Source organism: Massilia sp. YIM B02763, from assembly GCF_030412015.1.
GTDB lineage: Bacteria > Pseudomonadota > Gammaproteobacteria > Burkholderiales > Burkholderiaceae_D > Telluria.
Map to the genome: position 1 here is coordinate 168,563 of NZ_JASNRD010000011.1, position 13,955 is coordinate 182,517.

The 13,955-nt window shown below is 68.3% G+C and carries 13 protein-coding genes and 1 pseudogene; 3 read left to right on the forward strand and 11 right to left on the reverse strand.

The window, feature by feature from the left end; genetic code table 11:
- Positions 1–33: 33 nt before the first annotated feature.
- Positions 34–609, reverse strand: a complete 576-nt coding sequence (gene rclC / locus QPK32_RS15775; RefSeq protein WP_290413742.1) for a reactive chlorine resistance membrane protein RclC — start codon at positions 607–609, stop codon at positions 34–36.
- Between the two features lie 252 nt (positions 610–861).
- Between rclC and QPK32_RS15780 the strand changes: the two genes are divergently transcribed.
- On the forward strand, positions 862–1,206 hold the full coding sequence (locus QPK32_RS15780; protein WP_290413743.1) for a CzcE family metal-binding protein: 345 nt from the start codon (positions 862–864) through the stop codon (positions 1,204–1,206).
- A gap of 13 nt (positions 1,207–1,219) precedes the next feature.
- Here QPK32_RS15780 and QPK32_RS15785 read toward each other — a convergent pair whose 3' ends face one another.
- Positions 1,220–2,188: a threonine dehydratase gene (locus QPK32_RS15785; RefSeq protein WP_290413744.1), complete on the reverse strand. Its 969-nt coding sequence runs from the start codon at positions 2,186–2,188 to the stop codon at positions 1,220–1,222.
- 97 nt (positions 2,189–2,285) lie between these two features.
- Between QPK32_RS15785 and QPK32_RS15790 the strand changes: the two genes are divergently transcribed.
- Positions 2,286–2,432 (forward strand): hypothetical protein, encoded by a 147-nt coding sequence (locus tag QPK32_RS15790; RefSeq protein ID WP_290413745.1) that lies wholly within the window; start codon positions 2,286–2,288, stop codon positions 2,430–2,432.
- Between the two features lie 5 nt (positions 2,433–2,437).
- Here QPK32_RS15790 and QPK32_RS15795 read toward each other — a convergent pair whose 3' ends face one another.
- The 9 genes and pseudogenes from QPK32_RS15795 to QPK32_RS15835 all read right to left on the reverse strand — a co-directional run bounded on the left by QPK32_RS15795 (position 2,438) and on the right by QPK32_RS15835 (position 11,703).
- On the reverse strand, positions 2,438–3,808 hold the full coding sequence (locus QPK32_RS15795) for a sigma-54 dependent transcriptional regulator (protein WP_290413746.1): 1,371 nt from the start codon (positions 3,806–3,808) through the stop codon (positions 2,438–2,440).
- Positions 3,805–5,613 carry an ATP-binding protein gene (locus tag QPK32_RS15800; protein WP_290413747.1) on the reverse strand — a complete coding sequence of 603 codons (1,809 nt, stop codon included), beginning with the start codon at positions 5,611–5,613 and terminating at the stop codon, positions 3,805–3,807. Before QPK32_RS15800 ends, QPK32_RS15795 begins: the two co-directional genes overlap by 4 nt.
- Positions 5,614–5,765: 152 nt before the next feature.
- On the reverse strand, positions 5,766–6,560 hold the full coding sequence (locus tag QPK32_RS15805; RefSeq protein ID WP_290413748.1) for an ABC transporter ATP-binding protein: 795 nt from the start codon (positions 6,558–6,560) through the stop codon (positions 5,766–5,768).
- 1 nt (position 6,561) lies between these two features.
- Positions 6,562–7,468 (reverse strand): annotated as a pseudogene (locus QPK32_RS15810) (ABC transporter permease).
- Between the two features lie 12 nt (positions 7,469–7,480).
- Positions 7,481–8,461, reverse strand: a complete 981-nt coding sequence (locus tag QPK32_RS15815; RefSeq protein ID WP_290413749.1) for an ABC transporter substrate-binding protein — start codon at positions 8,459–8,461, stop codon at positions 7,481–7,483.
- A gap of 168 nt (positions 8,462–8,629) precedes the next feature.
- Complete coding sequence (locus tag QPK32_RS15820) at positions 8,630–9,919, reverse strand: RNA polymerase sigma factor (RefSeq protein ID WP_374046755.1); 1,290 nt, start codon at positions 9,917–9,919, stop codon at positions 8,630–8,632.
- Positions 9,920–9,926: 7 nt separating this feature from the next.
- Positions 9,927–10,784, reverse strand: coding sequence for a YciI family protein (locus tag QPK32_RS15825; RefSeq protein ID WP_290413750.1), 858 nt, complete (start codon positions 10,782–10,784; stop codon positions 9,927–9,929).
- Between the two features lie 11 nt (positions 10,785–10,795).
- Positions 10,796–11,221 carry a YciI family protein gene (locus tag QPK32_RS15830; RefSeq protein WP_290413751.1) on the reverse strand — a complete coding sequence of 142 codons (426 nt, stop codon included), beginning with the start codon at positions 11,219–11,221 and terminating at the stop codon, positions 10,796–10,798.
- Complete coding sequence (locus QPK32_RS15835) at positions 11,218–11,703, reverse strand: VOC family protein (protein WP_290413752.1); 486 nt, start codon at positions 11,701–11,703, stop codon at positions 11,218–11,220. The genes QPK32_RS15830 and QPK32_RS15835 overlap by 4 nt, the downstream gene beginning before the upstream one ends.
- 280 nt (positions 11,704–11,983) lie before the next feature.
- Between QPK32_RS15835 and htpG the strand changes: the two genes are divergently transcribed.
- Positions 11,984–13,906, forward strand: coding sequence for a molecular chaperone HtpG (gene htpG, locus QPK32_RS15840; protein ID WP_290413753.1), 1,923 nt, complete (start codon positions 11,984–11,986; stop codon positions 13,904–13,906).
- Positions 13,907–13,955 lie beyond the last annotated feature (49 nt).

Genomic DNA, 13,955 nt, shown 5'->3' on the forward strand with positions numbered 1-13,955 from the left:
CATGCGGGTGCCGGACCGATGCCGGTGTCCGGCCTATGCCGCGCCGCGCTCGCGCAGCAGGGCGCGCGCCGAATCCGCGATCGCCACCACGGCGCCCGCCGACATCATCGTGTCCTTCAGGATCAGGCGTCCCATGCCCGAGAGGTAGGGAAAGCCGTGCTGGGCGTCGCCCAGCGCGGGCACCCATGCTTCCGGCGTGGTGACGAGGAAGGACAGCGTCACGAACGGTGTGAAGAAGGCGAGCACGCCGCCCGCCAGCCCGGCCTTGCGCGAGACGGGATTGAGCAGCAGCAGGCCGGCGATGACCAGTTCGACGGTGCCCAGGCCGTTCGAATAGCCGTAGGTATTGTTGGCCGTCTGCCAGGCGCGCTGCTCGGGCTTCAGTTCGCCCTCGTGCGTGAAGTGTTCCTTGTACTGGTCGGGATGCTTGTAGAAGAAGGACATGAACGGGCTTTGCGCGACCATCGGCGTGATGCTGTCCGCTTCGTAGGGCACGAACTTGAGCAGGCCGATCCAGATGAAGACGATGGCGATCGACAGGCGGATCAGGTGGGTGCCGAGCTTGTCGGCGCGGCCCAGGGTACGGAGGGATTGTTCGTAGACTGACATGGTGCATCCTTGAGTTGTGGAGCGGCCAGTCTAGTGAGCGGATCGACGCGCGGCCATGCCGCGGCGGCTCGATTCGCTGCTTGCGCGGCTCATTGCACTACTCGCCCAGTGCGAGCGTCGCAGGTCGAGACGATCGGACAAATCGTCGAGCGCGGCGGGCATGGCTGCGGGGGAGGACCAGGCCTACACTGTGTCCATGGGTTCACGGCATCGCAAGCCCGCGAATCCTTCTCTCACAAGAAAGGACATATCATGAAAACCACTACCGCTTCGCTGTTCCTGTCCCTGACCGCCGCCGCCGCCCTGTTCGCAGGCAGCGCCCAGGCCGCCGATGTCGCCCACGACGCCTCGTATTACGGCAGCACCGCGGCCGTCAAGACCGCCGACCGCACCATCGTGATCAAGCCGAACACGCGCTGGGTCAACGTGAAGAACGGCGAGACCGTGACCTTCGCCTCCGGCGACCAGAACTTCACCTTCCACTTCGACACCTATCCGCAGACCCAGGTCGTCAAGCTGGACGCCATCGCTCCCGCCGGCGTGAACGTGGCCCCGGTGCGCGTCTACGTGGCCGACACGCGCGAAGTCAACAACTGACCACGGCCGTCGTTCAGCCTCCCGCCAGGATCGGTGCGAACAGGGAGGCGTCGACGTTGCCGCCCGTGAGCGGCAGGCCGACCTTCCTGCCGCCCAGGCGGCCCTGCGCCCGCAGCCCCAGCGCCGCGGCCAGGGCCGCCGCGCCGGCGCCTTCGGCCAGGTTGTGCGTGCAGCGGTACAGCACGCGCATCGCGTCGGCGACTTCCGCGTCGCTCACGGCCAGTACGTCGTCGGCCTGCTCCAGCACGACGGCGAGCGAATCCGGATCCGGCACGCGGCAGGCCAGGCCGTCCGCCACCGCCGTCGTCACCGGCGCCGGCATGGCCTGGCGCGCGCGGAACGACAGCTGGTAAGCGGGCGCCTGCGTCGACACGACGCCGACCAGGCGCACCGACAGGCCGAGCGCCGCGCGGGCCGCCGCGGCGCCGCAGAAGCCCGAGCCCTGGCCGATGGGCACCAGCGCCAGGTCCAGGTCCGGGCAGGCGCGGAAGAACTCCATCCATCCCGTCGCCACGCCCGCCACCAGGTCGGGGTGGCAGGACGGCACCATGTGCAGGCCGTCGCGCGCGGCCAGCGCCAGCGCGTGCTCCCGGCTTTCCTGGAATTCGCTCCCATGCTCGATCAGCTCGGCGTCGAGGGCGCGCATCGCCGCATTCTTTTCGCTGCTGTTCCCGTGCGGGACGACGATCGTCGCGTGGACGCCGTGGCGGCGCGCGGCAAAGGCGACCGACTGGCCGTGGTTGCCGCGCGTGGCGGCGATCACGCCGCGCAGGCCCGGTGCGCGCCGCAGCAGGCGGTCCATGTAGACCAGGCCACCGCGCACCTTGAAGGCGCCCGTCGGCGCGTGGTTCTCGTGCTTGATCCAGGTTCTCGTGCCCAGCGCGTCGTCCAGCAGCGGCCAGCCGTATTGCGGCGTGGGCGGCATGGCGGCGTACACCAGGCGGGCGGCGTCTTCGATATCGGCGAGGTCGGGCAATGGCATGGGTCGGATCTCCTGAAATGGTTCGGCAAGCATACTATCGTTTGACCCGAGCGATACCTCCGAGCTGGCACAGCTGTACCGCGGGATCGGCGTGGAGGTGGGCGCGTATTTCCAGGGCATCGGGCGGATAGCGCGCCTGCCCGGCGTGCGCGACGCCCTGGCCGCGCGGGTGGCCAGGGAGAAACCGCAGCTGCGCAACGGCCATACCGTCGTGCTCGTCGCAAGGAAGGAACGGGTCGCCTGAGCGCGCTACCTGCGGCCCGTGCCGATCTGGTATTTCTTCATCTTGTCGTACAGCGTCTTGCGCGGAATCGACAGGTTGTCCGCCGCCAGCGCGACGTTGTGATCGGCCGCCGCCAGCGCGCGCAGCACCAGGTCGCGCTCGAAGGCGTCGACCTGCTGGGGCAGGGACGCGCCCGCGTCCGGGGACGACGCGGCCGATGGTGCGACGGCTGGTGCGACGGCAGGTGCGACAGATGCGGCGGCCAAGGTAGGCCCCAGCCCCAGCACGAGGCGCTCGGCGAAGTTGCGCAGCTCGCGCACGTTGCCCGGCCAGTCGGCCGCCTGCCAGCTCGCCATCTGCTGCGCCGTCCAGGCGGGCAGCGGACGCTGGTAGCGCAGCGCCGCGTCCTTCACGAAGTGGGCCAGCAGCAGGGGAATGTCCTCGCGCCGCTCGCGCAGGCGCGGCAGGTCGATGGTGACGACGTTCAGGCGGTACACGAGGTCTTCGCGAAAGCGCCCCTCGCTGGCCAGCTGCAGGAGGTCGGCCTTGCTGGCGGCGATGACGCGGCAATCCAGCTGCACGGCCTCGTTGGCGCCCAGGCGCTCCAGGCGCCGCTCCTGCAGCACGCGCAGCAGCTTGACCTGCAGGTTCAGGGGCATGCTCTCGATCTCGTCGAGGAACACGGTGCCGCCGTTCGCGTATTCCAGCTTGCCGATGCGCCGCTTCTGCGCGCCCGTGAAGGCGCCCGCCTCGTGGCCGAAGATCTCGCTCTCGAACACGGATTCGGGCAGGGCCCCGCAATTGATGGCGACGAAGTTGCCCTTGCGGCCGCTGGCCGCGTGGATCAGGCGCGCCACCACTTCCTTGCCGGTGCCCGTCTGGCCGTTGACGAGGATGTCGACGCCCGTCGGCGCGACGTTGCGCACGACGGTCTTCAGGTGCTCGATGGCGGGGGACTGGCCCACCAGGTCGGGCGTGTCCGGATGCAGCACGCGCGCCGCGCGCAGCTCGCGGTTTTCCAGCACCAGGCGCCGCCGCTCCTGGGCGCGGCGCACGGCGTCGGCCAGGCGCTCGGACGAGAACGGTTTTTCGATGAAGTCGTAGGCGCCGCTGCGCATCGCATCGACGGCCATCGCCACGTCGCCGTGGCCGGTGACGACGATGACGGGCAGTTCGGCGTCGAGCGCCTTCACCTGCGCCAGCAGTTCCAGGCCGGAGAGGCCGGGCAGGCGCACGTCGGTGACGACGACGCCGGGATAGTCGGCGCGCAGCAGGTCCAGCGCTTCCTCGGCGCTGGCGCAGGCGCGCACGGCGAAGCCCTCGAGTTCCAGGGTCTGGGCGGTGGCCAGGCGCAGCGCGGCCTCGTCTTCCACCAGGATCGCCTGCTGGGTGCTCATGGGGTGTGCTCCTCGTTGTTCGCGTTGTCGTTGTGGTTCGATAGCGCCTGCAGCGGCAGGCGCAGTTCGAACTGCGCGCCGCCGCCTTCCGGGTTGTGGGCGCCTAGCCGGCCGTTCATCGCCTGCACGATCGAGGACGAGATCGCGAGGCCCAGTCCCAGCCCCTGGCCGGACGGTTTCGTGGTGAAGAAGGGTTCGAACAGGTGGGCGGCGACCTGTTCGCTGATGCCCGGGCCGCTGTCGCGGATGCGAACGACGGCCGCGCCGTCCTCTTGCGCCATCGCCACCCACACGCGCTTCTCGGCCGCGCCGTCGACGGCATCGAGCGCGTTGCGCAGCAGGTTGATCAGCACCTGTTCGATGCGCACGGCGTTGCCCGTCACGTGCAGGGGCGCGGCTCCCGTATCGATGTCGAGCCGCGCGCCGCGGCGCTTGAATTCGCTCTCCAGCAGGAAGGCCGACGCCTGCACGGAGCGCGCCAGGTCGACGCTGGCGATCGCCTCGTCCTTGCGCGCGAAGCCCTTCAATTGCGCGATGATGGCGCCCATGCGCGCGCTGGCGTCGCTGATGTGGCCCAGGTTGCCGTCCGCCTGTTCCGGCATGCCGCGCGCCAGGAAGGTGCGGGCATTGTCGGCGAAGGCGCGGATCGCCGCCAGCGGCTGGTTCAGCTCGTGCGTCATGCCGGCCGCCATCTGGCCCAGCATCGCCAGCTTGCCGGCCTGGACGAATTCGTCGCGGGTGCTGCGCAGCAGCCGCTCCGCCTCCTGCAGCTTGGCGTACTTCTGCGCCAGGTGGCGGTTGGTTTCCGACAGTTCCTCGGTGCGCTCCTGGATGCGCCGCTCCAGGTCGCGCGCCGCGCGCTGCAGGGCGGCGCGCGATTCCGTGCGTTCCTGCAGCCGGCGGCGGCGCTGGTGCAGCGCCCAGCCGCTCACGCCCGCGCAGGCGAGCAGCAGGGCGGCGCCGGCGGCCCACTGGATGCCGGCGCGCAGCGCCCGTTCGCGCCCCGGGAACAGCATCAGCTGCCAGCCCAGCCGGCCGACGGCGCGGGTGACATAGGGGCCCGTGGGCTCGGCCAGCGGCGCGATGGCCTGTCCCATGTACTGCTGCGTGCGCGCCAGCTCGGCGCGGGTGGCGGCGGGCAGCGGATGCAGGCTGTGGTAGCGCCAGGCCGGGCGGTTGGTGCGGAAGATGACGCCGCTGCGGTCGGCCAGCACGATCGGGTCCTCGCTGCTGGCCCAGGTGCTTTCGAATTCGTCTAGCGTGATCTTGACGACGATGACGCCGTCGATGGGACCGCCGGCGCTGCCGTGGCGGTACACCGGCTGGGCGATGAAGTAGCCGGCTTCGCCGGTATTGGTGCCGATGCCGTAGAACCGGCCCGCGCGGCCGGCCAGCGCTTCGCTGAAATAGGGGCGGTAGGAGAAATTCTTGCCGACGAAGCCGAGCGGCTGGTCCCAGTTGCTGGCGGCGATGGTCAGGCCCTTGCGGTCCATCAGGTACAGCGCGCCCACCTTGGCCTGGCGCTGGATCGCCTGCAGCGAGGCGTTCATGCGCGCGACGACCGCGGGGTCGTCCGCGTGCGCCAGCGCGTCCGCGACCTCGTGCTGCTGGCCGAGCACGAAGGGCAGCGTCTCGAAGCGTTCCAGCAGCGACTGCAGGTCGGGCGCCATCAGCTGCAGCTGGCGGCTGCCCTGTTCCATCACGTCGGCGTGGGCGCGGCGGCTGCCGAGGTGGAAGGCGCCGGCGATGACGGCGGCGCAGGCCATCAGGCACAGGAGCAGGAGGAGAGGCTGTTTGGCGCGCATGCGGGATTGTACTGTGGCGCGGAATGGAGGAATACGAAAACTGAACCGGCGTCGTCCCTGCGAAGGCAGGGACCCAAGCTCTGCGCGCATGGCGGTGAAGCATGCAGAATTGGACCCCTGCCTGCGCAGGGGCGACGGGTGAATATGGCGGTTCAGTCCACCGCCGCCAGCTTCATTTCCGCATCGTGGTGCCGCTGCTGCTCTTCCATCACCAGCATGCCCAGTTCGCGCTTCAAGGCATTGAACTCGGGCGCCGACGGGTCGCGCAGGCGCGGCAGGTCGACCAGGATGTCGCGCTTGACCGTGCCGGGGCGGTAGGTCATGACGACGATGCGGTCGGCCAGGTAGATCGCCTCCTCGATGCTGTGGGTGACGAAGATGATGGTCTTCTTCAGCTCCGCCCAGATACGCAGCAGCTCGTCCTGCAGGTTGCGGCGGGTGAGGGCGTCCAGCGCGCCGAACGGCTCGTCCATCAGCATGATGGGCGAGTCCAGCGCCAGCACGCGGGCGATGGCCACGCGCTGGCGCATGCCGCCGGACAGGTCCTTCGGATAGCGGCTGCGGAAGTCGGACAGCGACAGCATCTCCAGCAGCTTGTCCACGGTCGCCGCGATCTGCGCCTTCGACTGCCCCTTGATCTCCAGGCCGAACGCGATGTTCTTCTCGACCGTCATCCAGGGAAACAGCGCGTATTCCTGGAACACCATGCCGCGGTCCGGGCCGGGGCCCGTGATGGCCTTGCTGTCCGCCGTCAGCGTGCCCGACGTCGGCAGCGAGAAGCCGGCGATGGCGTTGAGCAGCGTCGACTTGCCGCAGCCGGAAGGACCCAGCAGGCAGACGAACTGGCCGTGCGGGATCTGCAGGTCGATGTCCTTGAGCGCGACGACTTCGCGCTCGGAGGTCGCGAACACCTTGTTCACGCCCTGTACGTCGATGTGGACGCTCATATCAGTTCTCCAGGCCGCGGTGCCAGCGCAGCAAGTGGTTGTTCAGGCGGTTCATGCCGATGTCGATCAACAGGCCCAGGATGCCGATGCTGATCATGCCGGCGATGATCTTGTCCGACCAGAAGTACTCGCGCGCTTCCAGGATGCGGAAACCGAGGCCGTTGTTCACGGCGATCATCTCGGACACGATGACGACGATGAAGGCGGTGCCGATGCCGATGCGCACGCCCGACAGGATGTAGGGCACGGCCGCCGGCAGCATCACACGCACGAACATGGCGCGCTGCGACACGCCCAGGTTGCGNGCGCACGCCCGACAGGATGTAGGGCACGGCCGCCGGCAGCATCACACGCACGAACATGGCGCGCTGCGACACGCCCAGGTTGCGCGCCGCGCGGATGTAGATGCCGTCGACCTGGCGCACGCCGGCGATGGTGTTCATCAGCACGGGGAAGAAGGCGCCCAGCGCGATCAGGAAGATCGCCGGCGCGTTGCCCAGGCCGAACCACAGGATCGACAGCGGGATGTAGGCGATCGGCGGGATCGGGCGCAGCACCTGCATCAGCGGGTTGAGCCAGTCGTAGGCGCGCTTGCTGGCGCCCATGAACAGGCCGATCGGCAGCGCCAGGCCGGCGCCGACGGCGAAGCCCACCAGCACGCGGTACATGCTGCCCATCGTGTCGTGGATCAGCTCGCCGGAAAACGCCCAGCCCAGCCAGGACTGCTGCGCGGGATCGTAGGGCGCGAGCGGCAGCGCGTACTCGACCCATTTCTTGGTGACGTCCCAGGGCGAGGGCAGGATCTGCGGATTGATCCAGCCCAGCTGGGACGCCAGCTGCCACAGCGCGATCACGACGACCGGGACGACGGCGCCGACGGCGGCCTGGCGCCAGTTACGAATAGCCATGGGTGCCGTTCCTTACTTGATGTTCAGCGACTTCTTGGCCTCGTCCAGCAGGTCGGTCTTGACCCACTCGGTGGCCACCGGCGGCTTGCGCATCTTGCCGATGCCGGTCTTGTTCATGACGTCCGTCGTGATCTGGATGTGCTGGGCGGTGACGTCGTAGGTGTACGGCGAATTGCTGATCGCATCCTTGAAGTCGTCCGCCGTGATCTGGTTCTTGAAGACGGATTCGCGCACGTACTTCTCGGCCACGGCCTGGTTGTCGATGAAGGTCTTGGTCGCCTGCACGAAGCAGTTCATGAACTTGGCGGCGGTGGCGCGCTTCTCTTTATAGAACTTCTCGCTCATGACCATGGTGCGCACCGGCTCGCCGATCGGGGTGTCGTAGGGCTTGATCACCTCGACGCCATAGCCCTTGTTGATGGCCTGCGAGGATTGCGGTTCCGACTGCATGATCGCGTCCAGGTTCTTGCCCAGCAGCGCCTGGTTCAGGTCGGCGAAGGCCAGCAGCACCAGCTGCACGTCCTTGCCCGGCTGCTCGGACCAGGTCAGGCCGGCCTTGCTCAGCTCGGCGGCCAGCAGCACCTCGTGGATGCCGCCGCGGGTCACGCCGACCTTCTTGCCCTTCAGGTCCTTGACCGACTTGATGTTCGCGTCCGGACGCGCGACCAGGCGCGCGCCGCCCTTGGCGAAGCCGGCCACGACGTAGATCGGGGCGCCGTTGGCGCGGCCCTGGATCGCGGCCTCGGAGGCGGTGGCGCCGACGTCCAGCTCGCCGGCCAGGATGGCCTGCATGACGTCCGGGCCCTTGGCGAACACGTGCTCCTCGACCTTGATGCCGCACTTCGGCGCGATTTCCTTGATGTACGAGACGGCGCCGTAATGGGCGAATTTCAGGTTGCCGAGGCGGACGACTTCCTGGGCGTTGGCGGTGGTGCCGGCGCCGGCGGCGGCCAGGGCGACGGCGATGGACAGGACTTTCGGGAAGCGTTTCATGCGGTGTCTCCGGGTGGGTTATCGTTATTCCCGAATTAGCAGCTTCCGTGCCAGAGCGCCCAGCAAACGCAAGTTGCTGATTCGATTCATTTGTTGCGATGCATCAAAAAAATCCGCATCATATGATAGTGCGGAAAGCCGGAACGGTGTGCGGTTTTCCGCCGCTTTTCAGGGGAGGTGGCAGGCGCGGCTGCGCGCCAGCAGCAGCGTGCGCTCGCGTTCGTTCCCCGTCAGCGCCGCGGCGCGTTCGAACTCGGCCCGCGCCTCGGCATGGCGTCCCAGCCTGGCCAGCAGGTCGCCGCGCACGCTGGGCAGCAGGTGGTAGTGGCGCAGCGCCGGTTCCGCGCACAGGGCGTCGACGAGGGGCAGGGCTTCGGCCGGGCCGTAGACCATGCCCAGCGCCACCGCGCGGTTGAGCTCCACCACGGGCGAAGGTTGCAGCTGGGCCAGCGCATCGTAGAGGGCGGCGATGCGCACCCAGTCGGTGTCGTCGGCCCGCAGGGCGCGCGCGTGGCAGGCGGCGATGGCGGCCTGCAGCGCGTACGGGCCATAGGCGCCCAGACGGGCGGCCCCGTCCAGCGCCGCCAGGCCGCGCCCGATCGCGAGCCGGTCCCAGCGGCTGCGGTCCTGGTCCGGCAGCAGCACCGGTTCGCCGTCCGGGCCGAGCCGCGCGCGCTCGCGCGAGGACTGGATCTCCATCAGCGCCAGCAAGCCGAGGACCTCGCCTTCGCGCGGCATCAGGCCGGCCAGCACGCGGCCCAGGCGCAACGCTTCGCGGCACAGGCCGGGGCGCAGCCAGTCGCTGCCGGCGCTCGCCGCATAGCCTTCGTTGAAGATCAGGTAGATCACCTGCAGGACCGAGGCCAGGCGCGGTGTCAGTTCCGCGCCGCGCGGCACCTCGAACGGCACCTTCGCCTCGGCCAGCGTGCGCTTGGCGCGCACGATGCGCTGGGCCACGGTGGCCTCCGGCACCAGGAAGGCGCGCGCGATCTCGGCGGTGGACAGGCCCCCGATCAGCTTGAGGGCCAGCGCCGCGCGCGCCTCGGGAGAGAGCACCGGGTGGCAGGCCACGAACACGAGGCGCAGCACGTCGTCGCCCGTGCCGGGGCGGGCCAGCTCGCCCAGCTCCGCGAGCTCGGCCAGCTCGTCCGGCTGGCGCTGGCCGTCGCGCAGCAGTTCGTCGAACTCCCACGACAGCTGGCCCTCCTTGCCGGCATGCAGGGCCTGGTGGCGCAGGTGGTCCAGCGCGCGGTGCTTCGCCACCTGCATCAGCCAGGCGCCGGGGCGCTCGGGCACGCCCCCGGCGGGCCAGGATTCCAGCGCCTGCAGCATGGCATCCTGGGCCAGCTCCTCGGCCAGGCCGACGTCGCGCACCATGCGCGCCAGCGCGCCGACGATGCGCGCCGCCTCCATGCGCCAGACCGCCTCGACGGTCCGGCCGATGTCGGCTCCGCCCACGGCCGCGTCAGGCCAGGCGCGGGGCCAGCTCGTTGCGCAAGGCCTCGTCGAGCAGGCCGACGCGCAGGTTGGCGTCCGCGCGCGCATCGGCGGCGGACAGCGCCGCGTCCATGCCGGCTTCCTCGCTGCCGTGCGCCGCGCGGATCTCGACCACGACCTGGGGACCGGTCGGATAGGGCACGGTGCGGGCCCAGGCGACCGCTTCGTCCAGCGAACCGGCGCGTATCATCCAGAAGCCGGCGATGAGTTCCTTGGCTTCGGCGAAAGGGCCGTCGACGACGGTGGAGCCGCCGGCGCCGATGCGGACCCGCGCCCCGCGCGCGCTGGCCATCAGGCCGTCGCCCGTGAGCAGGGTGCCGGCCGCGGCCTCGCGCGCGTTGAAGGCATCCAGCGCATCGAGCCGGGCCTGTTCGGGGATGAAGTCGCGTTCGGTGTCGGCGTCGGCGCGCAGCAGGATGAAGTAGCTGCGCCCGGCGCCCGCGTCGGCCGGCGGCGGCACCTGCACGCAACCGCCCACGCAGCCGGTTTCGCGCACTTCCAGCACGAGCTCGCTGTCCGGCCCGGCATCGGCGGCCGGCCACTGCCTGGCCCACGCGACGGCGGCGTCTTTCGATGCCGCTTCGATGACGAGGAAGCCGGCCGCCAGCTCGGCGACGGGGAAGGGGCCCTTGGCGAGGAGATCGCCGCCGGGGCCCAGGCGCAGGCGCACCGCGCGGCTGCTGCGTTCCAGCCCCTGGACCATGACGAGCGCGCCGGCGTCGGCAAGCTGCTTGAAATAGGCCTCCATCTCCCCGATCAGCGCGGCGGAAGGATGGGCACCGGCCTCGCTGGCGGCATCGGCCTTGCGGATGATCATGAATTGCATCGGTCCCTCCTTCAGCGCGCGGCCAAGTGGGCGCGCACGCGGTCTTCCTGTTCGCGCAGTTGCCGGGTCATGGCTTCGCCGAAGTCTTCCTCGCCGAAGATCTGGCGGATCTCGACTTCGCCGACGGTGCCCTCTTGCGGCGACGGCGCCTTCTTCATCCACTCGATCGCCTCCTGCAGCGAGCCGACTTCGATGATCCAGTAGCCGGCCACCAGCTCCCTGGTTTCCGTGAACGGGCCGTCGACGACGGTGCGCTTGTCGCCGTCGTAGAGGATGCGCGCGCCTTTCGAACTGGGATGCATGCCGTCGGCGGCCAGCAGCACGCCCGCCATGGCAAGTTCCTCGTTGAAGCGGCCCATGTCCGCAATCAGCTGTTCGCTGGGCATGACGCCCGCTTCGGAGGCCGCGCTGGCCTTGGCGAAGACGATGAATTTCATGGCTGTTCTCCCGCGCCGGCGGCCGGCATCATGGTCTTCATGGCTTCCTGGATCTGTTCCAGGCTCAGGTCGCGCTGATGGGTGGCGATCGACCAGCGGTGGCCGAACGGGTCGGCGACCTGGCCGTAGCGGTCGCCCCAGAACGCGTCGTCGAGCGGCATGACGGGCGTGGCGCCGGCGCCGATCGCCTGCTCCCAGGCGGCATCCGCATCGGGTACGTACAAGTGGATCGCGACGGCCGAGCCGCCCAGCGCCTTCGGGCCGCGGCTGCCGTAGTCGGGGAAGGCGTCGGCCAGCATGATGCGCGAGTCGCCGATGCGCATTTCCGCATGCATGATCTTGCCGCCAGGCCCTTCCATGCGGCCGATCTCGACGGCGCCGAAGGCCTTGGCATAGAAAGCGAGCGCCTCGGCGGCGCCTTCGCACACGAGGTGCGGGGTGACGGTGTGAAAACCTTCGGGGATGGGGCGTGCCTGCTGCATGATGGATCTCCTTGTTCCGGGTTGTTGTGGGTGTTGCCATTGGTACGACGAACGGCACTTCCGGATCTCGACATCGGATGCAAAAAAATTTCGGCTGCGGCGATACGGTATGCCGGGCTGGCGGCAATGTCGAGCAAAAAGAGCGGCCGCGTGCGGGCGCCGCATGCCGATCGGGTAGGGCGCGGCACTATTTCTTATCAAAAAGGCTCTTGAAATTCTTTTCTGTATCCCAATATTGGCCCGGTCCGTCCAACCAATTGCTTTTCAACGAGGATACAAGATGGCTGTTGCCGAAAAAGAAACCCTTGGCTTCCAGGCAGAAGTAAAACAACTGCTGCAACTGATGATTCACTCCTTGTATTCGAACAAGGAGATTTTCCTGCGCGAGCTGGTCTCGAACGCTTCCGACGCCGCCGACAAGCTGCGCTTCGAGGCGATCAACAACGATGCCCTGTACGGCAACGACCATGAGCTGAAGATCGCGATCCTGTTCGACAAGGAAGCGAAGACCATCACCATTTCCGACAACGGCATCGGCATGAGCCGCGACGAAGCCGTGTCGCACCTGGGCACGATCGCCAAGTCGGGCACCAAGGAATTCTTCAGCAAGCTCTCGGGCGACCAGCAGGCCGACGCCGCGCTGATCGGCCAGTTCGGCGTGGGCTTCTACTCGGCCTTCATCGTGGCCAACCGCGTCACCGTCGAGACCCGCCGCGCGGGCGCCGACGCCGCGCAGGGCGTGCGCTGGGAATCGACCGGCGAAGGCGACTACACGATCGAGCAGATCGACAAGCCCAGCCGCGGCACCGACATCATCCTGCACCTGCGCGACGGCGAGGAAGAGCTGCTGTCGTCGTGGAAGCTCAAGTCGATCATCCGCAAGTACTCGGACCACATCTCCCTGCCCATCGTGATGAAGAAGGAAGAGTGGGATGACGAGAAGAAGGAAAACGTCGTCAAGGACGAATTCGAGACGGTCAACCAGGCGTCCGCGCTGTGGGCCCGCTCGAAGTCCGACATCACCAAGGAGCAGTACGACGAGTTCTACAAGCACGTCTCGCACGACTTCCAGCCGCCGCTGACCCACACGCACAACCGCGTCGAGGGCCGCAGCGAATACACGCAGCTGCTGTACGTGCCGAGCCACGCCCCGTTCGACCTGTGGGACCGCAACAAGCGCGGCGGCATCAAGCTGTACGTGAAACGCGTGTTCATCATGGACGACGCCGAGCAGCTGATGCCGGTCTACCTGCGCTTCGTGAAGGGCGTGATCGATTCGAACGACCTGCCGCTGAACGTCTCGCGCGAGATCCTGCAGGAGTCGCGCGACGTGCGCGTGATCCGCGAAGGCTCGACCAAGCGCGTGCTGGGCATGCTGGAAGAGCTGGCCAACAGCGAGGAGCAGGAAGGCAAGGACAAGTACGCCACCTTCTGGAAGGAATTCGGCCAGGTGCTCAAGGAAGGCATCGGCGAGGACGCGACCAACAAGGACCGCATCGCCAAGCTGCTGCGCTTCGCCTCGACCCACAACGACTCGGCCGAGCAGACCGTCTCGTTCGATGACTACGTGGGCCGCATGAAGGAAGGCCAGGACAAGATCTACTACGTCACCGCCGACAGCTACAACGCCACGAAGAACAGCCCGCACCTGGAGATCTTCCGCAAGAAGGGCGTCGAAGTGCTGCTGCTGTCCGACCGTGTCGACGAGTGGATGCTGTCCTTCCTGACCGAGTTCGACGGCAAGGAACTGGTCTCCGTCGCCAAGGGCGGCCTGGACCTGGGCAAGCTGGAAGACGAGGCCGAGAAGAAGGAACACGAAGAGACCGAGACCCAGTACAAGGACCTGGTCGAGAAGATGAAGGGTGCGCTGGCGGACAAGGCCAAGGACGTGCGCGTCACGTTCCGCCTGACCGACTCGCCGGCCTGCCTGGTGGCGGACGAGCACGAGCTGTCGGCCAACCTGGTGCGCATGCTGAAGGCGGCGGGCCAGGATGCGCCGGAATCGAAGCCCATCCTCGAGATCAACCCGAACCACCCGCTGGTGACGCGCCTGAAGTACGAGGACGCCGCCGGCCCGCGCTTCGGCGACTGGGCCCACATCCTGTTCGACCAGGCCATGCTGGCCGAAGGCGGCAGCCTGACGGATCCGGCGGCCTTCGTGAAGCGCCTCAACGAAATGCTGCTGGCGACGCCAGCCAAGTAACGAGGCGCCGTCGTCCCCGCGCAGGCGCACTGCTGTCCGGGATAATAAT